21 protein-coding genes are annotated in these 21,535 nt (G+C 62.8%); 13 read left to right on the top strand and 8 right to left on the bottom strand.

Translation table 11 applies throughout. The features are described 5' to 3' along the window. Window positions 1-150: 150 nt before the first annotated feature. Window positions 151-1,326 (top strand): tetratricopeptide repeat protein, encoded by a 1,176-nt coding sequence (locus tag ACQ4WQ_RS02065; protein ID WP_436494340.1) that lies wholly within the window; start codon window positions 151-153, stop codon window positions 1,324-1,326. On the opposite strand, the gene hemW is transcribed toward ACQ4WQ_RS02065, so the two are convergent. From hemW to rph, 3 genes are all read right to left on the bottom strand, one after another. Then, on the bottom strand, window positions 1,323-2,597 hold the full coding sequence (gene hemW / locus ACQ4WQ_RS02060) for a radical SAM family heme chaperone HemW (RefSeq protein ID WP_436494338.1): 1,275 nt from the start codon (window positions 2,595-2,597) through the stop codon (window positions 1,323-1,325). The two genes, ACQ4WQ_RS02065 and hemW, sit on opposite strands and share 4 nt — an antisense overlap. Continuing rightward, on the bottom strand, window positions 2,594-3,178 hold the full coding sequence (rdgB, locus tag ACQ4WQ_RS02055) for an RdgB/HAM1 family non-canonical purine NTP pyrophosphatase (RefSeq protein ID WP_070222390.1): 585 nt from the start codon (window positions 3,176-3,178) through the stop codon (window positions 2,594-2,596). The genes hemW and rdgB overlap by 4 nt, the downstream gene beginning before the upstream one ends. A 138-nt stretch (window positions 3,179-3,316) precedes the next feature. After that, complete coding sequence (gene rph, locus ACQ4WQ_RS02050; RefSeq protein ID WP_046685905.1) at window positions 3,317-4,045, bottom strand: ribonuclease PH; 729 nt, start codon at window positions 4,043-4,045, stop codon at window positions 3,317-3,319. A gap of 301 nt (window positions 4,046-4,346) precedes the next feature. Here rph and ACQ4WQ_RS02045 point away from each other — a divergent pair, with 301 nt between their 5' ends. Together ACQ4WQ_RS02045 and ACQ4WQ_RS02040 are read left to right on the top strand one after the other, a co-directional pair. Further along, window positions 4,347-5,237 (top strand): YicC/YloC family endoribonuclease, encoded by an 891-nt coding sequence (locus tag ACQ4WQ_RS02045; protein ID WP_326456708.1) that lies wholly within the window; start codon window positions 4,347-4,349, stop codon window positions 5,235-5,237. Window positions 5,238-5,240: 3 nt separating this feature from the next. Continuing rightward, complete coding sequence (locus ACQ4WQ_RS02040) at window positions 5,241-5,570, top strand: hypothetical protein (protein WP_326456707.1); 330 nt, start codon at window positions 5,241-5,243, stop codon at window positions 5,568-5,570. Window positions 5,571-5,585: 15 nt separating this feature from the next. Here ACQ4WQ_RS02040 and ACQ4WQ_RS02035 read toward each other — a convergent pair whose 3' ends face one another. After that, window positions 5,586-5,996, bottom strand: coding sequence for a DoxX family protein (locus ACQ4WQ_RS02035; RefSeq protein WP_436494334.1), 411 nt, complete (start codon window positions 5,994-5,996; stop codon window positions 5,586-5,588). 197 nt (window positions 5,997-6,193) lie between these two features. Between ACQ4WQ_RS02035 and gmk the strand changes: the two genes are divergently transcribed. From gmk to ACQ4WQ_RS02020, 3 genes are all read left to right on the top strand, one after another. Then, on the top strand, window positions 6,194-6,832 hold the full coding sequence (gene gmk, locus ACQ4WQ_RS02030; protein ID WP_077407781.1) for a guanylate kinase: 639 nt from the start codon (window positions 6,194-6,196) through the stop codon (window positions 6,830-6,832). A gap of 52 nt (window positions 6,833-6,884) precedes the next feature. Further along, the gene (gene rpoZ / locus ACQ4WQ_RS02025; RefSeq protein WP_010400723.1) at window positions 6,885-7,088 is read left to right on the top strand and encodes a DNA-directed RNA polymerase subunit omega; all 204 of its coding nucleotides are present in this window, start codon (window positions 6,885-6,887) and stop codon (window positions 7,086-7,088) included. Between the two features lie 82 nt (window positions 7,089-7,170). Further along, window positions 7,171-9,453: a RelA/SpoT family protein gene (locus ACQ4WQ_RS02020; RefSeq protein ID WP_436494332.1), complete on the top strand. Its 2,283-nt coding sequence runs from the start codon at window positions 7,171-7,173 to the stop codon at window positions 9,451-9,453. 56 nt (window positions 9,454-9,509) lie between these two features. Here the strand turns inward: ACQ4WQ_RS02020 and greB are convergent, their stop codons facing one another. Next, complete coding sequence (gene greB / locus ACQ4WQ_RS02015; protein WP_436494330.1) at window positions 9,510-10,076, bottom strand: transcription elongation factor GreB; 567 nt, start codon at window positions 10,074-10,076, stop codon at window positions 9,510-9,512. A 95-nt stretch (window positions 10,077-10,171) separates the two neighbouring features. Here greB and ACQ4WQ_RS02010 point away from each other — a divergent pair, with 95 nt between their 5' ends. From ACQ4WQ_RS02010 to ACQ4WQ_RS01995, 4 genes are all read left to right on the top strand, one after another. Continuing rightward, window positions 10,172-10,759 carry a hypothetical protein gene (locus ACQ4WQ_RS02010; protein ID WP_436494328.1) on the top strand — a complete coding sequence of 196 codons (588 nt, stop codon included), beginning with the start codon at window positions 10,172-10,174 and terminating at the stop codon, window positions 10,757-10,759. 17 nt (window positions 10,760-10,776) lie between these two features. Further along, entirely contained in the window at window positions 10,777-12,267 is a 1,491-nt protein-coding gene (locus tag ACQ4WQ_RS02005; RefSeq protein WP_436494326.1) for a sensor histidine kinase, read from the top strand. Window positions 12,268-12,319: 52 nt separating this feature from the next. Then, on the top strand, window positions 12,320-12,967 hold the full coding sequence (locus ACQ4WQ_RS02000; RefSeq protein WP_034753998.1) for a response regulator: 648 nt from the start codon (window positions 12,320-12,322) through the stop codon (window positions 12,965-12,967). A gap of 201 nt (window positions 12,968-13,168) precedes the next feature. Then, window positions 13,169-14,740, top strand: a complete 1,572-nt coding sequence (locus tag ACQ4WQ_RS01995) for a diguanylate cyclase (RefSeq protein WP_326456714.1) — start codon at window positions 13,169-13,171, stop codon at window positions 14,738-14,740. Between the two features lie 89 nt (window positions 14,741-14,829). Here the strand turns inward: ACQ4WQ_RS01995 and ACQ4WQ_RS01990 are convergent, their stop codons facing one another. From ACQ4WQ_RS01990 to ACQ4WQ_RS01980, 3 genes are read right to left on the bottom strand one after another with little or no spacing between them, the layout of a single operon-like run. Then, on the bottom strand, window positions 14,830-16,041 hold the full coding sequence (locus ACQ4WQ_RS01990) for a class I SAM-dependent methyltransferase (RefSeq protein ID WP_436494324.1): 1,212 nt from the start codon (window positions 16,039-16,041) through the stop codon (window positions 14,830-14,832). Further along, on the bottom strand, window positions 16,038-16,979 hold the full coding sequence (locus ACQ4WQ_RS01985; protein ID WP_436494322.1) for a UDP-glucuronic acid decarboxylase family protein: 942 nt from the start codon (window positions 16,977-16,979) through the stop codon (window positions 16,038-16,040). Before ACQ4WQ_RS01985 ends, ACQ4WQ_RS01990 begins: the two co-directional genes overlap by 4 nt. After that, entirely contained in the window at window positions 16,976-19,036 is a 2,061-nt protein-coding gene (locus ACQ4WQ_RS01980; protein WP_436494320.1) for an O-linked N-acetylglucosamine transferase, SPINDLY family protein, read from the bottom strand. Before ACQ4WQ_RS01980 ends, ACQ4WQ_RS01985 begins: the two co-directional genes overlap by 4 nt. A gap of 94 nt (window positions 19,037-19,130) precedes the next feature. Between ACQ4WQ_RS01980 and ACQ4WQ_RS01975 the strand changes: the two genes are divergently transcribed. From ACQ4WQ_RS01975 to ACQ4WQ_RS01965, 3 genes are all read left to right on the top strand, one after another. Then, entirely contained in the window at window positions 19,131-19,313 is a 183-nt protein-coding gene (locus tag ACQ4WQ_RS01975; RefSeq protein WP_436494318.1) for a hypothetical protein, read from the top strand. Window positions 19,314-19,454: 141 nt separating this feature from the next. Beyond that, window positions 19,455-20,912 (top strand): flagellin N-terminal helical domain-containing protein, encoded by a 1,458-nt coding sequence (locus ACQ4WQ_RS01970; RefSeq protein WP_436494316.1) that lies wholly within the window; start codon window positions 19,455-19,457, stop codon window positions 20,910-20,912. A gap of 84 nt (window positions 20,913-20,996) precedes the next feature. Continuing rightward, the gene (locus ACQ4WQ_RS01965) at window positions 20,997-21,368 is read left to right on the top strand and encodes a flagellar protein FlaG (RefSeq protein WP_436494314.1); all 372 of its coding nucleotides are present in this window, start codon (window positions 20,997-20,999) and stop codon (window positions 21,366-21,368) included. Window positions 21,369-21,535 lie beyond the last annotated feature (167 nt).

Below are 21,535 nucleotides of genomic sequence, written 5' to 3'. Positions count from 1 at the left end.
CGCTTTCAAGCGCCATGATCGCTGCCGCCGATACGCCCGCCGCGGGCCGCTGAAAGTATTTGACAGCGGGGGCTGGCGCGCCGATACTGATTTCAGGTGGGACAGGCGCGCCACCATGCAGCCAAGAAAGCCGGCGCCCCTCAGGGAGAGATGATGCGCCCCTATTTTGCTTGCGCCCGCCACCTCATGCGCCTGCTTGCCGCCCTGCTCTGCGCCACGCTGGCAGCCTGCGCCACCACAACGCCCGCCAGCTTGCCCCCCATTTTCAACGACAGCGATTTTGTGCCGGCCGCCGCCATCGACGCCAGCCAGGTCTTCGCCCTCGACGACGCCATGCGTCAGTATGTGCAGACGCAAGTCCGGCACGCGGCGCGCAACGGCAATCCCCGCCTGGCGCTGTACGAGGCGCTGTACGACAAATCCAGGCTGAAACTCGAATACGATGCGGCCATGACCCGCAATGCGCGCGAAACGTTCGAGGCGCGCAGCGGCAACTGCATGTCGCTGGTGATCATGACGGCGGCGCTGGCGCATGAATTGGGCTTGCAGGTGCGCTACCAGGAAGTGCTGGGCGAAGAAAGCTGGAGCCGCAGCGGCGACATGTATTTTGTCGCCGGCCACGTCAACCTGGTGCTGGGCCAGCGCCTGGGCGAAAATCCGAATAACTACGATACCAAGGGCCTGCTGGTGATCGACTTTCTGCCGTCCGGCGACGTGGCGGGCTACCGCACGCGCGAAATCAGCGAGGCGACCGTGCTCGCCATGTACATGAACAACCGCGCCGCCGAAACCATGAGCGAGGGCCAGCTGGACCAGGCGTACTGGTGGGCCCGGGCAGCGCTGCTGCAAGACCCCTCGTTCAGCGGCGCCTACAACACCCTGGGCGTGATCCAGTTCCGCCATGGCGACCTGGCGCAAGCGCGGCGCACGCTGGCCCATGCGCTGATGCGCGCGCCTGACAACACGGTGCTGCTGTCGAACCTGGCGCAGGCGCTGGAAGCGTCCGGCATGCCCGATGAAGCGCTGCCGCTGCGCCGGCGCCTGCTGGCGCTGCAGCCACAGCCGCCCTTCCACTACTTCAACCTGGGCAAGGCGGCCATGCAGCGCAACGATTACGTGCAGGCGATACAGCTGTTTTCACGCGAAATCGCGCGCGATCCGTACTACCACGAATTCCACTTCTGGCTGGCACAAGCCTATGCGCGCCTGGGCCAGCTGGAGCAGGCCGGCAAGCAGCTGGAACTGGCGATGGACAACAGCACCACGCGCGGCGATCACACTGTCTATGCGGCCAAGCTGCAGCGCCTGCGCGCCATCACCCATTAATCTTCCAGGAACATCTGCTGCAGGTCGTTCAGGAAGCACAATCCCCGTTCCGTCGGGCGGATGACTTGATGGTCGCGGTACAGCAAGCCTTTCGCTTCGGCCGCATTCAGCGGCTGCTCGATGGCGTTGAGGGCTACGCCCGTGCGCTCGGCGAACAGGTTCGGCGCAAAGCCCTGCGTCAGGCGCAAAGTATTGAGCATGAATTCGAAGCCCATTTCCTCGCGCGCCAGTTCGCGCTCTTCCTGCACCGGATTACCGGCCAGTACCGCGTCCATGTAGGCGCGCGGCTGCTTGTAGCGGGCCTGGCGCAGCACGCGGTGCGGGAACGATATCTTCGAATGCGCGCCCGCGCCGATGCCGAGATAGTCGCCGAATTCCCAGTAATTGCGGTTGTGGCGTGCCTGGCGGCCCGGCTGCGCATACGCCGACACTTCGTAGCAGCCGTAGCCCGCCTGCGCGGCGCGCGCGGCGACCATGTCGGCGATGTCGGCGCTCTCGTCGTCGTCCGGCAGCACGGGCGGATACTTGGCGAACAGGGTGTTCGGCTCGAGCGTCAGGTGGTACAGCGACAGGTGCGGCGGCGCGAACGACAGCGCCGTGTCCAGGTCCTGCCGCGCCTCGGCCAGGGTTTGCGTGGGCAGCGCGTACATCAGGTCGAGGTTGAAATTGTCGAAGTTGGCGTGCGCGATGTCCACCGCGCGGCGCGCCTCGCTGTCGTCATGGATGCGCCCCAGCGCCTGCAGATGGCGGCCATTGAAGCTCTGGATGCCGATCGACAGGCGGTTGATGCCGCTGGCACGGTAAGACTTGAATTTTTCCGCTTCGAAGGTGCCCGGATTGGCTTCCATGGTGATTTCGCAATCGGGCTCCAGTGGCAGCAGGGTGCGCACGTCCGACATCAGCCGGTCCAGGCCTGCCGCCGACATCAGGCTGGGCGTGCCGCCGCCGATGAAGATGGTGTGGATCTTGCGGCCCCAGATCAGCGGCAGCGCCATTTCCAGGTCCAGCCGCAGCGCGGCCAGGTATTCGGCTTCCGGCAAGTCGCCGCGCACCTCGTGCGAATTGAAGTCGCAATACGGGCATTTTTTCACGCACCACGGGAAATGGATGTACAGCGACAGCGGCGGCAGCGCCGTCAGGTTCAGCGCGCCCGGCTGCAGATACTTCAGCGCCGCCCCGGCCGCGCCGGAAAGGCCTTCCTGCGGCGCGGGGGCGGTATTCGGCTTGGCTCCCGACTTGGCCACGGCGCCCACCAGTTTGATCGGGATCATCGCAGTTTTTCCACCAGCGCGCGCAGGGCCTGGCCGCGGTGCGACAGCGCGTTCTTTTCGTCGGACGTCAGTTCGGCCGCGCACTTGCCCAGCGCGGGAATGAAGAAATGCGGATCGTAGCCGAAGCCGCCGTTGCCGCGTGGCGTGGCGATCATCTCGCCGTTCCAGCGGCCGTCGGCGATCACCGGCTGCGGGTCGTCCGCATGGCGCACGTACACCAGCACGCAGTAGTAATACGCGGACTTGTCGGCATGCGCCTCGAGGTCGGCGATCAGCCTGGCGCTGTTGGCCGCATCCGATTTCGGCTCGCCCGCATAGCGGGCCGAGTACACGCCCGGCGCGCCGCCGAGCGCATTGACGCACACGCCCGAATCGTCGGCCAGCGCCGGCAAGCCCGTCAGGCGCGACGCGTGGCGCGCCTTTTGCAGGGCGTTTTCAACGAAGGTGTGGAACGGTTCGTCGCTTTCCGGCACGTCGTACTCGCCCTGGGCGTGGACGGAAAAACCGATGGTCGAGAGCAGCTCGTTGAATTCCTTGAGCTTGCCGGCGTTATTGGAGGCGAGGATGAGGCGTTGGGTCATGTCAGTAGTCCGGTTGAAGTGCCGACATTGTAAACCTTTTGCGCTCCCCTCACCTTCGCCCGCCGCCGCGCTCAACGGCGGCAGGTGTGGGCTTTTTGCCCGGCGCGGCGGGCAATGACATGTAAATCTGTGTAAAGATTACATGCCGAGAGCTTGCTTTTGCAGGGCGATCAGGTCGGCGATGCCGCCCTGCGCCAGGTCCAGCAGGCGGTTCATGCCGGCGCGGTCGAAGGCGGCGCCTTCGGCCGTGCCCTGCACTTCGATGAAGTGGCCCGCTTCCGTCATCACCACGTTCATGTCCGTGTCGCAGCCCGAGTCTTCCACATAGTCGAGGTCCAGCACCGGCATGCCCTGGTAGACGCCCACCGAGATGGCGGCGACGAAGCTTTTCACGGGAATGGCGGCGATCGCGCCGCGCGCCTGCAGCTGCGAAAACGCGTCATACGCGGCCACCATGGCGCCCGTGATCGAGGCCGTGCGCGTGCCGCCGTCGGCCTGGATCACGTCGCAATCGAGGTGCAGCGTGCGTTCGCCGAACGCCTGCAAATCGAAGGCGGCGCGCAGCGAGCGGCCGATCAGGCGCTGGATTTCCTGCGTGCGGCCGGACTGCTTGCCGCGCGCCGCCTCGCGGTCCATGCGCGTGTGCGTCGAGCGGGGCAGCATACCGTACTCGGCCGTCAACCAGCCCTGGCCCTTGCCCTTCAGGAAACCCGGCACCTTGTCTTCGATGCTGGCGGTGCAGATGACCTTGGTGTCGCCGCACTCGATCAGCACCGAGCCTTCGGCATGCTTGGTGTACTGGCGGGTGATGCGGATGGCGCGCAGCGCGTCGACGGCGCGGCCGCTCGGGCGGGATTCGAATGTCATGGGGTGTCCTGTGTGATTGGGGTTGCGGCAGCGATTCTACCACCGCGCGCCCATCCATTTGCAGCCATGCAACAGCGCGGGGCGCAATGGCGGGCGGCGCACACATGATCCCTACAATCCTGCCCCGCCAAACACAATTTTCTTTACAATGCCGTAAAACGCACACTATTCAGCAATTTTCAGGCCATCGGGCACTTCGGTCCTGTTTTGCGGCGCGGGCGGTATTGCCTGCGCTGGCTGATTAAGTGTATAAGTGACTGTATACAAGATCAAATCGGGGAATCCTTTGAGCATTTCAAGCATGACAGGCTACGCGGTTGCCACCAGCGAAGGTGCTGCAGGCACACTGACAATTGAAATCAAGAGCGTCAACTCGCGCTTTCTCGACCTGCAATTCCGGATCAACGACGATCTGCGGGCCCTGGAGCCTGACTTGCGCGCCGCCGTCATGTCCGCCATCACGCGCGGCAAAGTCGAGGTACGTCTGAGCTTTGGCCGCAAGGCTGCGACCGCCGGCACACAGGCGCTGAACGTGCCCCTGCTGGCCGAACTGGCACGCCTGCAAAACGAAGTGGGCCAGCATTTTGTCTCCGCCCCCGTCATGACGGTGGCCGAACTGCTGCGCTGGCCTGGCGTCATCGAAGAAGCGCAAGTGGGCCAGGAGTCCCTGCAGGCGGACGTGGGCGCACTGACCAAGCGCACCGTAGCCGCCTTCGTCGACAGCCGCAAGCGCGAAGGCGCGGCGCTCGAAGCGGTGCTGGTGTCGCGCATCGAGGCGATGGAAGCCATCGTCAAGCGCATCACGCCCTTGATTCCGCAAGTGGTGGCGGCCTTCCAGCAAAAAGCCATCGAGCGCATGCAGGATGCGCTGGGCCTGGCCAGCCAGGGCTCGAATTCGGCCCTGTCGCGCCAGGACGCCATGGAGCGCATCCGCCAGGAAGTGATCCTGTACGGCATCCGCATTGATGTGTCCGAAGAACTGGCGCGCCTGTCGGCCCATTTGGGCGAAACGCGCCACATCCTCGCCAAGGGCGGCCAAGTGGGCAAGCGCCTCGACTTCATGATGCAGGAACTCAACCGCGAAGCCAACACGCTGGGCGCCAAGGCCTCCGTCAAGGAACTGGCTGACGCCTCGATGGACTTGAAGCTGCTGATCGAGCAGATGCGCGAACAGGTACAGAACCTGGAATAAGCCATGACCGCAGCACGCATCCTGGCTACACTCGCCAGCGTGGCCCTGGCGCTGCTGGCGGCAGGCGCGCAAGCGCAACCCGTGCAGCAGCCGTCGCCATATGCGGTCGAAGGCTGCGCCTCCGGGTGCTTCGCGCTCAAGGAACGCGGCGCCGCCATCTACACGGGCGCCGACGCCGCCTCCTACCGCATCTGCTCGCGCAGCAACCTGGGCGCGGAAGTCTCGGTCGACAGCGCCATCGTGCGCATCAGCAACCGCGACTGCACCGATGTGAATGGACGGGCGATCGTGCTCAATAGCGGCGAAATCGCCCTGGGCCGGCTGCCCCGCTGAGGCAGGGCACGCAACTTACGCCAGGCGCGCTCCGGCGCGCCCCCTGTCGCTGGCGGCGATGACGACGCAGGCGACAAACAGCACGATGCTGTACTCCATGCCGCCGGCACCATGCTCGCCCACGAACCAGCCCTTGGCCGCGTGCACGATAACGATGCCGCCGATGCAGATCGCCATCAGCCCAGCCGCCGCCCAGCGCATGTATTTGCCGGCGATGAGCAGGCTGCCACAAACAATCTCGACGATGGTAATCGCCCATACGACGGCCAGGCCATAGATAAATCCCTTGTCTTCCAGGAAACCGGCAAAGCGGGGAATGGTGCCGTTGGCGATGCGCGTGATGGCGTGCGCCATGAACATCACGGCGATGGCCACGCGCAGCAACAACATGGCTTGGGCGATACTGAGAAACGGGAAATTTTTCATGCGCGCATCCTGTCGATAAAGAAAAATATTCCAAATTAGATAACTACTTCTTCAGGATAACAAGCAAAATATGCGCAGACGCGGCGGCCAGGCGCATCGCGGGGCTGGCTCGCCGCCTTGCCTCTTGGTAAAATACCGAATTGGGCGGCGCCTATGCAAGCGCACACGCCGCCATCAACGCATATGGAAAGATCCGCATGAGCCACCCTACCGCCTTCTCCGGCAGCCTGTTCGTGGTCGCCGCGCCATCGGGCGCCGGCAAATCGACACTGGTCAATGCATTGCTGGCGCAAGAGCCCGGCATCAAATTGTCGATCTCGACCACCACGCGCGCGCCCCGTCCGGGCGAGCAGCATGGCCGCGAGTACTATTTCACGACGGCGGAAGACTTTGTCGCGCGCGCCGACCAGGGCGAATTCCTGGAATGGGCGGAAGTGCATGGCAACTACTACGGCACCTCGCGCATCATGGTGGAACAGCAAATGCTGGCCGGCACCGATATCCTGCTGGAAATCGACTGGCAGGGCGCGCGCCAGGTGCGCAAGCAATTTCCCCGCGCGGCCGGCATTTTCATCCTGCCGCCGTCGATCGATGCGCTGGAAGAACGCCTGAACAAGCGCGGCCAGGACGAGCCGCACGTGATCACGCGCCGCCTGCTGGCGGCCGGCGGCGAAATCGCACACGCTCCCGAGTTCGAGTATGTTATTATCAATGAAGAGTTTACGGTCGCTTTGTCCGAACTGAGCGCGATCGTGAGAGCGGCCCGTTGCCGGTTTGCGCAACAAGCGGCCCGCAACGCATCGCTATTCGCCCAGCTGGGCCTGCACGCAGAGTAATCAGCCTGCACGCCAATTCACACAGCACCACGCAAAAATTTTAGGAGTTACCATGGCCCGTATCACAATCGAAGATTGCCTGAAGCAGATCCCTAACCGTTTCCAGCTGACCCTGGCTGCGACCTATCGCGCACGTCAGTTGTTGCAAGGCCACACCCCTAAGGTGGAAGCCAAGGACAAGCCTACCGTCGTCGCACTGCGCGAAATCGCTGCCGGTAAAGTCGGCATCGAAATGCTGAAAAAGGTCCCGATGTAAGTGGGAACCCGCGTGCCGGAACAGTGCTGACCCCTGGTTCTACCGTATCCTTTATTCACACTGTAAAGCAACGCGACGTTTTATGAGTCTGACCCCAGCCGACACGACTTCCGCAGCACTGCCGCCCCTGGCCTCGCGCCAGGCGGCAAAATCGCAGGGCGCTTCCGCGCCCGGCGCCGGCACGTCCGGCAGCAACACCCCCGCAGTACCGCCGGCACCCGCCCTGGGCGTGGCTTCCGTCAGCCACCTGGCCGACAAGCTGGCCGAATACCTGTCTCCCGCCGACCTGAAAAAAGTCAAGGAGGCCTACCGCTTCTCCGACGAAATGCACCTGGGCCAGATGCGCCGCTCGGGCGAGCCGTATATCTCGCATCCGATCGCCGTCGCGGAAATCTGCGCCGACTGGAAGCTCGACGCGCAAGCCATCATGGCCGCCCTGCTGCACGACGTCATGGAAGACCAGGACGTCAAGAAGGAAGAATTGATCGAGCGCTTCGGCGCACCCGTGGCACACCTGGTCGACGGCCTGTCGAAACTGGAAAAGATCGAATTCCAGAGCCAGATCGAAGCGCAGGCGGAAAACTTCCGCAAGATGCTGCTGGCCATGGCGTCGGACGTACGCGTGATCCTGATCAAGCTGGCCGACCGCCTGCACAATATGCGCACCCTGGACTTCATGACGGCGGCGAAAAAACGCCGCATCGCCAGCGAGACCATGGAAGTGTACGTGCCGATCGCGCACCGCCTCGGCCTGAACAACATCTACCACGAGCTGCAGGACCTGTCGTTCTCGCACCTGTACCCGATGCGTTACCGCACCCTGGCGAAAGCCGTCAAGGCGGCGCGCGGCAACCGGCGCGAAGTGGTCAACAAGATCATGGAAGCGGTGAAAAGCACCCTGTCCATGGCCGAGCTCGAAGCCGACGTCACGGGCCGCGAAAAGACCCTGTACGACATCTATAAAAAGATGCGCAGCAAGCATTTGTCGTTCTCGCAAGTACTGGACGTGTACGGCTTCCGCGTGGTGGTGGGCAGCTTTGCCGACTGTTACGTGACCCTGGGCACCTTGCACAGCCTGTACAAGCCCATGCCGGGCAAGTTCAAGGATTACATCGCGATCCGCAAGCTGAACGGCTACCAGTCGCTGCACACGACCGTCATCGGCCCCTACGGCACGCCCGTCGAATTCCAGATCCGCACGCAGGAAATGCACCGCACGGCCGAGTCCGGCGTGGCGGCGCACTGGCTGTACAAGAGCGGCGAATCGAACCCGTCCGACCTGCAGCAGCGCACCCATGCGTGGCTGCAATCGCTGCTCGACATCCAGCAGCAGACGGGCGACTCGGCCGAATTCCTCGAACACGTCAAGGTCGACCTGTTCCCCGATTCCGTCTACGTGTTTACGCCGAAGTCGAAGATCATCGCCCTGCCGCGCGGCGCCACGGCCATCGACTTCGCCTACTCGATCCACACGGGCATCGGCGACCAGACCGTGGCCGTGAAAATCAACAACGAAACCTCGCCGCTGCGCACCGAACTGCACAACGGCGACATCGTGGAAATCATCACCGATTCCTCGTCGCGCCCCAGCCCGACGTGGCTGTCGTTCGTGCGCACCGGCAAGGCCCGCTCGGCCATCCGCCACCATCTGCGCACGATCAACCTCCCTGAATCGATCGCCCTGGGCCAGCAGTTGCTGTCGCAGGCGCTGCACACCCTGAACATCGACGCCGAGCTGCCGGCGCCGCTGGTCGAGCGCCTGCTCAACGAATCGAGCGCCAATTCCATGGACGAGCTGTACGCGGACATCGGCATCGGCAAGCGCATGGCCACCCTGGTGGCGCGCCACATCTTCGGCTTGATCGGCGGCGAAGCGGCCAGCATGCCCGTGGAACACAATAGCGGCAGCGAACTCGACCCGGTTACCATCTGCGGCAGCGAAGGCGTGTCCGTGCAGCTGGCGCCGTGCTGCCTGCCGATACCCGGCGACCAGATCATCGGCCAGCTGCGCCGCGACCAGGGCTTGCTCGTGCACACGAGCGACTGCTCGCAAGCGAAACGCCAGCGCGCCAAGGAACCGGACCGCTGGATCGCCGTACGCTGGGGAACCGAACTGAACCGTCGCTTCGACTGCCGCATCAAGGTCTTGATCAACAGCGAACGGGGCATCCTCGCCCGCGTGGCCGCCGAAATCGGCGAATCGGACGCCAATATCATCTACGTGGGCATGGACGAAGACAAGGACAACGTCCTCGACCAGCTGCGCTTTACCGTGCAGGTCAAGGACCGGGTCCACCTGGCCGCCCTGCTGCGCAACGTGCGCCGCGTCGCCGGGGTCAACCGGATACTCCGGGAGCGCAATTAAAAAAACGGCTGGCCAGATTCTCTGCCCAGCCGTTTTTTCATGCCGAGAGCATCAGCTCAAGTTTCCCCCGGCGCCGGATACGTCACTTCCAGCAATTCCAGTTCATGCTCGCCCAGCGGCGTGTTGAGGGTGATCACGTCGCCTTCGCGCGCCTTGGTGATGGTGCGGGCCATAGGCGAGACCCAGCTGATCTTGCCGTTCAGGGGGTCGAATTCGTCGATGCCGACGATGGTGATGGTGTGCGTTTCGCCGTCGCTGGTGCGGTAGGTTACCGTGGCGCCGAAAAATACCTGATCGTTGCCATGGTGCACGCTGGGGTCGACGATGGCGGCCAGGTCCATGCGCTTGGTGAGAAAACGGATGCGGCGGTCGATTTCGCGCAGCCGGCGCTTGCCGTAGATATAGTCGCCATTTTCCGAACGGTCGCCATTCGACGCCGCCCAATGGACGATGCGCACCACTTCCGGACGATCGACGTCGATCAGCTGCAGCAGCTCTTCCTTGATGCGCTGGTAGCCGGCCGGCGTGATGTAGTTCTTGGCGCCGGCGGGAATGGCCAGCGCCAGCGCGGCCGCTTCTTCATCGTCGTCGTTATCGGATTCTTTTACAAAGGCTTTATTCATCCGCCTATTGTAGCCCCGTCAAGGACTGCCGGACACACCGATTTATCGTATCATCGAGGCAATGGCAACCATACTGGAGCGCCACACGGAGACGGATGAAAAAATTCTACAGAGTCAGGCGCTGGCTGTTCGCGCCGCTGGTCTACCTGGCCGCCATCTGCCTGCTGATCGAGGAATGGCTGTGGGCAACGGGCGCGCGCATCATGCAGGTGGTGGCGCAATTCCCGCCCCTGCATGCACTGGAGGCGTGGATCAGGCGCCTGCCGCCGTACTGGGCGCTGGCCATCTTCGTGCTGCCGGCCGTGCTGCTGTTTCCCGTCAAGCTGCTGGCCCTGCTGGCGATCGCGCGCGGCCATGCGTTTTCCGGCATCGGCGTGATCGTCATCGCCAAGCTGGGCGGCGCGGCCGCCGTCGCGCGCCTGTATTCGCTGACGCGCCCTACCCTGCTCAGTTTGCCGTGGTTTGCGCGCTGGCATGGCCTGTTCATGGAAACCAAGGACCGCTGGATCGCCCGCCTGCGCGCCACGCGTCCGTGGCGCCGTGTCAGCCGCCTGTCGGCCGCGCTGGGCCGCGCCCGCCGCGCCTGGTGGCAGCGCTTGCGCAAGGGCACGCCAGGGCGCCATAATTCCCGCCCAGCCCGGGTGCTGCGCCGCTTTGCCGCCTTCTGGCGCGCCCGCCGCTGATGAAGAAAGGCAATTCCATGCACGACACTCCCCGGCTGGCCCCCGCCCTGCGCGCGGCGGCGCCGGAAATCTACCTGTACGATGCGGCCAGCTTGCAATTGCTGGACGCCAACGATGCCGCCTGCCACAACTTGCAGTATGCGCGCAAGGAATTGCTGGCCATGACGCCCTTCACGCTGGCGCCGCAGCTCGACGCGCAGCAACTGGCCGCCGTGCTGGCCACCCTGGACGACAGCATCGGCGCGCAAGCCAGGCTGCACGTGCAGCAGCGCCGCCGCGACGGCAGCCTGTATTCGCTCAGCCTGCACCTGTCGCGCGCCCAGCGCCAGGGGCGCGCCCTGCTGCTGGCCGAGGGCGAAGACTTGCGCACGCCGCAGGCGACGGCCGCAGCCCTGGCCCAAGTGCAGTCGCGCTTCAATGCCATCGTCTCGAATACGCCGGGCCTCGTGTACCAGTTCTGCCTGCATGCGGATGGACGGGCGTCCTTTGCCTACCTGAGCGACGGCTGCCAGGCCCTGCTGGGTCTGAGCCCGGCACAGCTGCACGCGCGCCCGGAACTGTTTTACCAATTGATCCTGGCCGACGACCGGGCCTCGTATCTGGAATCGATGCAGGCCTCAAAAAACGCCTTGTGGAGCTGGAACTGGGAAGGCCGCATCTGGATCGATGCCTGGAAGGACGTCAAATGGATCAACCTGCGCTCCACGCCGCGCGCGCTGGCCGACGGCACGGTGCAGTGGGAAGGCATCATGACGAATATCACGGAAAGCCGGCTGGAACAGATCGAAGTGCGCCAGTCGCGCGCCCGCCTGGCCGAGCTGACGGCGCATATCGACAAGGTCAAGGAACATGAACGCACGCGCCTGGCGCGCGAGCTGCACGATGACCTGGGCGGCAATTTGACGGCGATCAAGATGGCGCTGGCCATGCTGGCGCGCCGCCTGCCGCCGGACGACACGCTGCTGCAGGAAAAGGCCGATTATGTCGATGCCCTGGTCGACCGCAGCATCGACGCCGTGCACCGCATTTCGCTGGACTTGCGCCCCTCCATGCTGGATCTGGGCCTGGTCGCCGCGCTGGACTGGCAAGTCAAGGAATTCGCGCGCCAGGCCGGCATCGAATGCCAGTTCATTTCCAACCGCCAGCACATCGAACTGGAACTGGACCAGGCGACCAGCCTGTTCCGCATCGCCCAGGAGGCGCTGACGAATATCGCCAAGCATGCGCAGGCGAGCAAGGTCAGCGTGCGCCTGGCCCGGCAGCGCCAGCATATCAGCCTGACCATCGCCGACAATGGCGTCGGCATGCGCCTGTCCGACCGCGCCAAGCCGCAGTCGTTCGGCATCCGCGGCATGGCCGAACGGGCCAGCGCGCTGGGCGGCAGCCTGAGCCTGATGGATGGGCCGGACGGCGGCACCATCCTGCGCATAAAAATCCGGCTGGCCACGCCGCGAGAGGCGATAATAGCGGCTGCAGCCAGCGCACCAGCCCAAAGCGGAGCGCCATAAGGCCACTGGGCCGCCGCAGGGCGCAGGGATTCAGATAGGAAACAACGCAGTCATGAAAGAAAAAGCCACCATCCGGGTATTCATCGCCGACGATCACGCGATCGTGCGCGAAGGCTTGAAGCAAATCCTCGCCGACACGAAGGACATCATCGTGGCCGGCGAGGCTGAAAATGGCCACGACGCCATCAAACTGTTCCGCGGCTCGAAGTGCCAGGTGTTGCTGCTCGACATCTCCCTGCCCGACCGCAGCGGCATCGAGGTGCTCAAGCAGATCAAGAAGGAAAAGCCGGAACTGGCCGTGCTGATGCTCTCCATGCACCGCGAAGACCAGTACGCCATCCGTTCGCTCAAGGCGGGCGCGGCCGGCTACCTGACGAAACAGAGCGCGCCGCGCGAACTGGTCACGGCCATCCGCCAGGTGGCGCAAGGTTTGAAATACATCAGCGCCTCGCTGGCGCAGGAACTGGCCAACACGGTGGGCGAAGACCACGAAACGGCCTTGCACGACACCTTGTCGGACCGCGAATACCAGACCCTGGTCATGATTGCCTCGGGCAAGGCGGTGGGCGCCATCGCCGAAGAACTCAAATTGTCCGTGAAAACCGTCAGCGAATACCGCGCCCGTTTACTGGTCAAGATGAAGCTCAAGAACAGCGCGGAACTGACGCATTACGCCATCCGCAACCAGCTGGTGGATTGACGGCAAAGCGGCATGCCCGCTGGCATCGGGCGAATTGACAGGACTTCTCCTTGCTTCTCGCACAATAAGTTCTTTGCCAACTCGCATATCATGAGGATAATGAGAAATATCTGAAAAGGCTGTGCCTACATGTCCAGTAAATTGCCATCTTCACCAGCAAGCGCGCCCGCTGGCGCCACGAATACCGCCGCCGCTGCGGCGATGAACCCGGCCGATATCGCCCGCGAAGCGTTTCGCCGCCTGGCCACGCGCCGCATCGCCCCGACGCCGAGCGCCTACCGCGACATCTACAATGAAATCGCGGGCATCAGCGAAGCGGCCGAGACGCCGGCTACGCCGGGAGCGGTGCTGGCCGCCAGCGCACCCACGGAGAGCGGCGCGGAAAACGTCCTGACGCAATTCGCCGCCAAAATGAGCGAATCGGCGGGCGAACTGGGCGACTTTGGCAAGCGTTTCCAGCGCGCCCTGAAAGCGCGCGACTGGGATGGCTATGCACGTACCCTGGCGCAACTGGCCGAGAAGCAGGTCAAGAAAAGCGGCGGCATCGAATTGCCGCCCCTGCCGGACGGCGAACAGACGCGCACCCTGCGTGAATTGCTCAGCCGAACCCTCGGCTTTGCGGTCGCCACCTTGCTGACGGGCACGCCCGCGCTGGTGGAAGAGGCAGAGTCCCTGGGCGCCGCCATCAAGCAGGCGCATACGGAAGAAGCACTGAACGAAGCGGCCCTGCGCCTGAAGCAGTTGTGCTACCAGATCGAACTGAAAAGCGGCGACACGGCCGAGCAGCAGGAATTGCTGCTGCGCCTGTTCAAGTTGCTGTTGGACAACGTCAGCCAGTTGCTCGACGACGACAGCTGGCTGCGCGGCCAGGTCGACGCCGTGCAAAACCTGATCGCCGGTCCGCTCGACCAGCGCGCGCTGGAAGACGCCACGCGCAGCCTGAAGGAAGTCATCTACAAGCAAAGCCAGCTCAAGCACAGCCTGTCCGACGTCAAGCTGACGGTCAAGAACATGATGATGACCTTCATCGACCGCCTGGGGCAAGTGGCGGCCAGCACGGGCGACTTCCATGAAAAGATCGGCGGCTATTCGGAAAAGATCAGCCAGGCGGAAAATATCAGCGAGTTGAACAGCGTTCTCGACGAAGTCTTGCGCGAAACGCGCATGGTGCAGAACGAGGCCTTGCGCGCACGCGACAAGATGGTGCTGGCGCGCCAGGAAGTGCAGGACGCGGAACAGCGCATCCACACGCTGGAAGCGAAGCTCCAGCATATGAGCGAGCTGGTGCGGGAAGACCAGCTGACGGGCAGCCTGAACCGCCGCGGCCTGGACGATGTGTTCGAGCGCGAGACGGCCCGCTCGGACCGCCGCGGCACGCCGCTGTGCATCGCCATGCTGGACCTGGACGATTTCAAGCGCCTGAACGACACCTACGGCCACCTGGCCGGCGATGCGGCGCTGAAACACTTGGTGAAGATCGTCAAGGAAACCCTGCGCTCGATGGACGTCATCGCCCGCTTCGGCGGCGAGGAATTCCTCATCCTGCTGCCGGAAACCACGGTCGAGGCGGCTTCATCGACGATGACGCGCCTGCAGCGCGAACTGACCCGGCATTTCTTCCTGCACGACAACGAAAAAGTCCTGATCACCTTCTCCGCCGGCGTGGCCCTGCGCCTGCCCAACGAAGACCAGGCCGAACTCGTGAAACGCGCCGACCGCGCCATGTACCAGGCCAAGCAGACGGGCAAGAATCGGGTGGTGGTGGCGGATTGAAGAACGTCACACGGTACACGCCAATAAAAATGCCGCTCATCAAGCGGCATTTTTGCATTCCAGCGCCAGCTGGGCACCTGGCGAGAGCATCAGCGGTATGGATGCTCATCAGCAAAGAAATCGATCAAGCTTCCCTCGTGCTCGATCAGGATGGACTTGGCGACGATGCCCTCGCGCGCCATTTCGGCGGCGATATCGCGTGCGCGCCACTGCGTGGGGATGATGACCACGTCGGCGGACTGCGTTTTGAGCACGTCGCGGTAGACGATTTCCTGACCCAGGCCCGGCACGAAGGTCCCGGCCTTGTCCGGATCGGAATCGACCACCAGCGGGAAGCGCTGCGCGTCGGCGCCGAACTGGTGCATGAAGGCGGCGGCCTTGCCCGTGCCGCCCCAGATGGCCACGCGCTGGCCGCCGGTGGCCAAAGTATCGAGCTGGGCGGCAATGGTCTTGCGGCTGCGCTGGGCGGCAACGGCGAACGCATTGCTGTGGCGCGCCTGGTCGCGCAGCGCCTTCGGGATCTGCAGGCGCACCAGCGCATACACGACTTCGCCGTCATAGCCATGCGCCAGTTGCACCACCTCGCCTGCGCGCTGCATCAGGGTACGGAACGATTCCGTCGTGAAATGCGACATGTGTTCATAAAAGAAATCGGCCAGGCGGCCCGTGGCGAAGACACGGTCGATGCACGGCACTTCGGCAAACAGCCAGATGGGCTTGTCCGAGCGCGCGGCGGCCCACGCCATCTGCTCGACCAGCGCAGCGGGATCGGTCAGGTGTTCCAGCACGTGGCGGATCACCAGCGCATCGGGCGCGAACTCGGGCACATCCTGCAGCGGCTGGAAATAACGCGCGTAAAACTCCACGCCGCGGCCAGTTTCCGGCGTGGCGTTCGGATCGAAGCCGATGAAACGCCCCTGCTCGCTGCGGGCGTCGGCCAGCGCGCGCACGAAATGGCCTTCGCCGCAACCGATGTCGATCACCGTCGGCAAAGCCGGCAACTGGGCCAGCAGCACGTCGCGCGTGTCGGCCAGGTGGCCTTTCCAGATGCCTCCTTTATTGAACATGCGGTTGGGATTGTTTTGGTAGGGAATGGCGTCATAGGAAAACGCGCGGTTCCATACGTGGGAGCACTGCGGGCATTGCACGAAATCGTGCGGCTGCGCGGCCATCGCCTGCGCGTCTGCCGCACTGGCTGGCCAGCCCAGGGTGGCCAGGGCTTGCTGGCCACCATTGAAAAACGCCGCCGCCACCGTGTGGGCGCAGACCGGGCACACTGCCGGGAGCAATTGCTGTTTCATGCAAAGATCACTTTCTTGAAATAGGCGATGGTTTCTTTCAAGCCATCATGCAGGCTCACCGTCGGCTCCCATTCCAGGGCGGCGCGCGCCTTGGCGATGTCGGGCTGGCGGCGCACGGGATCGTCGGCCGGCAAGGGGCGGAAGACCAGTTCGCTTTTCGATTCCGTCAGGCGCAGCACCAGCTCGGCCAGTTCGCGGATGGTGAATTCTGCGGGATTGCCCAGGTTCATCGGGCCGATTTCCTGCGTCTGGTTCATCATGCGCACCATGCCCTCGATCAAGTCGTCGACATAGCAGAACGAGCGCGTCTGCTGGCCATCGCCGTACAGGGTGATCGGTTCCCCGCGCAGGGCCTGCACGATGAAGTTGCTGACCACACGGCCATCGTTCGGATGCATGCGCGGGCCATAGGTATTAAAGATGCGCACGACGCGGATATCCACGGCCGACTGGCGGTGGTAATCAAAAAATAATGTTTCCGCACAGCGCTTACCCTCATCGTAGCAGGCGCGCGGGCCGATCGGATTGACATGTCCCCAGTAATCCTCGCGTTGCGGATGCACCTGCGGATCGCCATATACTTCCGACGTGGACGCCTGCAGGATACGCGCGCGCTTGCGCTTGGCCAAACCCAGCATGTTGATGGCGCCCAGCACCGAGGTCTTGGTGGTCGAGGTAGGGTCGTTCTGGTAATGCACGGGGCTGGCCGGGCAAGCCAGGTTGTAGATGCGGTCCACTTCCACGTACAGCGGCAGCCACACGTCGTGGCGCAGCAGTTCGAAGCGCTTGTGGCCCAGCAGGTGGCGGATATTGTCCTTGCTGCCCGTGTAAAAATTATCCACGCACAACACATCGTAGCCATCGGCGATCATGCGGTCGCACAGGTGCGAGCCGAGGAAGCCGGCGCCGCCGGTAATCAGGGTGGTACGGGGCATCATGGTTCTCCTTGGGATATGCCGCAGGATTCAGCCAGTTTTTTGCTCTTGTCGTGCCACATGCCCCAGACCGCATCCTCAAAGTGACGCGCGAAACGGCGTGCGTCATACAGCGGCGAGTTCACGACCTGCTGGCGCAAGCCCCCCCGCAGGGCCGCCAGCGCATCGACGTCGCCGGCAAAGCGCCGGGCGACGGCCACGTAATCGTCATCGTCGCTGGCGATCCAGGCCGGCAAGCCTGCATTGAGCAGTATCGACTCTCCCAGATGCGACAAAAAGTGCGTGCCGCGCCGCGTCACGATGGGCACGGCCATCCATAGTGTCTCCATGCTGGTAGTACCGCCGGGATATGGAAAAGGATCGAGTGCAATATCGACATGCTGATAGGCTTCCAGCATGGCCAGGCGGGTTCCGGTTCCCGACATGGAAATACGCTCGGCACTGATGCCATGGGCAGCAAAGCGCGCCAGGGTGCGCGCGCGCACGGCGGCGTCATCCAACTGTTTGGTCTTGAGCGACAGCCGGGAATCGGGCACGGCCTTGAGTACGCGTGACCACAGGGCGACGACGGCATCAGTCATCTTGGCAAGATTATTGAAACAGCCAAATGTGACATAGCCATTCGACAAAGCCGGCAACGGCGTCACAGACACCTCCTCACGCGGCTCCGTGAAGCACAGGTAGCTGTCAGGCATGCGCCACAGCGTCTCGGTGAACTCGCCCTCCTCTCCCAAGGGTGCCACATGAGGGTCTGCCAATAAATAATCCATTTCCGCCATGCCCGTGGTGGCAAAATAACCAAGCCAGCTCACCTGAACGGGCGCTGGACGCCAGGCGAATACGGGCAAGCGATTGTTGCCTGTATGACCACCAAGATCGAACAACACGTGCACGCCATCGCTTTCAATCAACTGCGCCGCCGCCGCATTGGCCATGCCGGAAATCGGGCGCCATGCGGCAAAGTGAGGCCGCAGGCGTGCCGTCACTGCATCGGCGTGCAGGACAGTCGGGTAAGCAATCAATTCCACACGGCGCGGATCGAGCGCCGCCAGCAATGCCTCCAGGAAAAGTCCAACCGGATGGTTCCTCAGATCGGCTGAAACCATGCCGATGCGCAAGCGTTGCGGCTGTTTACTACACGACCAAGCCGTAAATGGCCCGCTCGCCTGACGACTGACCTCTTGGCCAAAACGCCGCGCTTCGGCCAGGCGTTTGGCTGGCGTTGTACGGGAATGATAGTTTTGCATCAAAATAAGATTGCTATGCGCCAACATTAAGCCAGGCGCCATCGTCAGAGCATTCCTGCAAGCATTTTCGGCAGCGGTCATATTGCCCAGTTCCTGCAAGATCAGTCCCAGATTGTGCTGGGCCTCAGCATCCCCAGGCAATAGACGCGCAGCCTTCTGCATGCATGGCAGCGCCTCGCGCGAACGGCGCTGCTCCTGCAACGCAGCCCCCAGCAATTTCCAGCAGTAGCCGTCGCGCGGCTGGCGCCGCGTCAAGGCTCGCGCACCCACTTCCACCTCGGCATAACGGCCTTGCTCGAACAAGGCGCCCAAATCGTCTTCCAAATGCCCTACAGCGCCCTGCCCATCGCCGACGGAAAACTTGCCCGGAGAACCGACATCAGCGGCAGACACCGCCGCTTCGCGCTCATTGAGCCGGCGGGCCAACTGGTCAGCCCATATATTGTCGAGGCCGCGTTCGCGCCCGAACCGCAGCACCTGTCTTGCCGTCTCATGCTGGCCAGCCAGGATCAACGCTTCTATATAGTCCAGCCAGCCAGCGGCCAGATCGGGACGCGCCTCGAGTGCGGCGGCAAAGAAAGGCAAACTTGCCTCGACTTCGGCCGCCTTTAATGCCAGCAGCCCCAACTGGCGATTAGCTTCCGCATGCAAGGGTGAAAGTTGCAATACCGCTTTATATAGCTGTTCAGCCTCGGAAAACTGTTCCGCCAGCAAATGTGTCTCTGCCGACAATATGGCTTGCGCCACCGCCAGCGCGATTTCGCTGCCCTCAGGCAGGCCGGCAGCATTGCCAGCAGCAGTATCAGTCATCATTTTATTAGGGTGTCCATCCAATCCATACAACTGCACGGCCGTCACGAGCGGTTCGCTGCGCTATGCTGATCCTTACCATGACAGGCATCCATACATGGTAGCAATGATCTTAGCAGCTTATCTTCATGCCGAGGAGCACAGCCTCGGCGATGAAAGCATCGTCCGCCGCAAAAAACATGGCGGCGCAAAGGCAAAATATTTTTTTATTTCCCCTCAAGTTTCCCGCAAGCCTGCCGATAGACGGGCCCTGATTTTAAAAATTGAAGGAAAAAAATAAAATAAAGAATGTTTTCCCCTATTAACTTTTCCAGACAGTAACCGATAAACATTACAACAGCGGCTTGATTGCCCCAGGACAACGGGGCAGGCCAAAGTGACTAGCACATAGCGCAATGTAGTACCTGTCTGGAGAATTATCATGGCTGCAGTAATTAACACCAACATCGCTTCCCTGAACTCGCAACGCAATCTGTCGACTTCGCAATCGGCCCTGACCACCTCGCTGCAACGCCTGTCTTCAGGTATGCGCATCAACAGCGCCAAGGACGATGCCGCTGGTCTGGCAATTTCCGACCGCATGACGTCGCAGATCCGCGGCATGACCCAAGCAACCCGCAATGCAAACGACGGCGTCTCGTTGGCGCAAACGGCCGAGGGCGCGTTGGCAAGCTCGGGCGACATCCTGCAACGTATCCGCGAACTGGCAGTGCAATCGTCGAACGCCACCAACTCGTCGAGCGACCGCCAGGCGCTACAAACAGAGGTGGGTCAACTGGGTTCGGAACTGAACCGTATCGCCACCACGACCTCTTTCAACGGCCAGGCATTGCTAGACGGCACGATGGGTACGGCCAATTTCCAGGTCGGCGCCGATGCCAATCAGTTGATTTCCGCAAATGGCGCGAACTTCCTGACCAGCACTTATGGCAACAACCGCATTGAGAACAGTGCAGTTGCAACAACCGCCTCGACAAGCGTAGTCGCCGGCAAGGCGATTGGGATCAACGGCAAGCTCGGTTCCGCCAGCTACACCACCACGGCCACCGATACGGCCCAAACGATCGCCGCCGCCCTGAACCAGAAAACAGCGGCCACCGGCGTAACGGCAACCGCCAAGACAGAAGCCAACCTGGGCCTGGTCGCCGGCAACTATGCCTTCACGATCGCGTCGGACAACAGCGCCAGCCCGGTCACCGTCTCGTTTAACGTCGCGGCCGGTGCCGCCAGCGCAACTGACTTTGCTGCCGGTATCAACGCCATCAATGCCCAAACGGCAAAGACCGGCGTCACGGCCCAGTTCGACAACACGAATGGCGGTATCAAGCTGAGCAACGCTAACGGCGCCAACATCGCCATCGCCGACACGGCTGCCGGCGGCGCCAATCAGTTGAAGGTCAATACCTATACCACCGCCGGCGGGATTGTTGCAGGCGTGGATGCCAAAGGTGCTACCGCCGTTGCCAACGGAACCGTCACGTTCGACTCGGACAGCAGCTTCTCCGCCAGCGATGCGGGCTCCGGCCTGGCTCTGGTTGCGGGTGGCACGGCTTCCAAGCTGAACTCGGTTGCTTCGCTCGACGTCACCACCTTCGGCGGCGCCCAATTGGCATTGAAGATTGCCGATGCTGCCCTGTCGACGGTGAACAGCCAGCGCGCGCAGTACGGCGCCTTGCAGTCGCGCTTCTCGTCGGCCATCGCCAACCTGCAATCGACGACGGAAAACCTGTCCTCGTCGCGCAGCCGCATCGTCGATACGGACTTCGCTTCGGAAACGGCCAACATGACCCGCGGCCAGATCCTGCAACAAGCTGGTACGGCCATGCTGGCACAAGCGAACTCGCTGCCAAACGGCGTCCTGAGCCTGCTGCGCGGCTAATCTCCGATTAGTCAGGCAACAGCGTAGGACTCTGATTCCCCTGCCGGATTTGTTCGGCAGGGGAATTTTCACTAGGAGAGCACCATGACTATCGACACGATAGCGGCCGCCTCCGCGGCCAGGATAGACAAGAGTTACGTGTCTGCAGACACGTCTGCAGCGCGCCCGGCAGCGCCACGCGGCGCGACGGAAAGCGGCACGGTTGCACCACAGCAAGCCAGCAAGGAGCCCAGCCGAGACCAATTGAACAAGGCGGTATCGGAACTGAACCAATCGTCGCAAATCAAAACGCAAGGCATCGAATTTTCCATCGACGAGGACAGCCAGCGCACGGTGGTCAAGATCATCGACCAGGAAACCAAGGAAGTACTGCGCCAGATACCCACCAAGGAAGCCCTGGAACTGGCCAAGACCTTCGACTCGGCCAAAGGCTCCTTGATCAGCCAAAGCGCATAACGATGGCATTGCCTACGGACATGCAGCATCGCAGCAATACGCATCGGCATGACCACGGGGCTGGATAGCCCGGCTATCCAGCCCCGTTTTTCATTACCAATCAAGCAATTCCCGCCTATATCTCTCCCGCCTTTTCGCTCCCGCTGAAAACAGCGCGGTAAATCCCC

The organism is Janthinobacterium goodfellowi (genome assembly GCF_051380695.1).
In the GTDB taxonomy this organism is placed as follows: Bacteria; Pseudomonadota; Gammaproteobacteria; order Burkholderiales; family Burkholderiaceae_D; genus Janthinobacterium.
The sequence above is the reverse complement of the archived record's forward strand: the minus strand, read 5'-3'. Positions and strand labels throughout refer to the sequence as shown.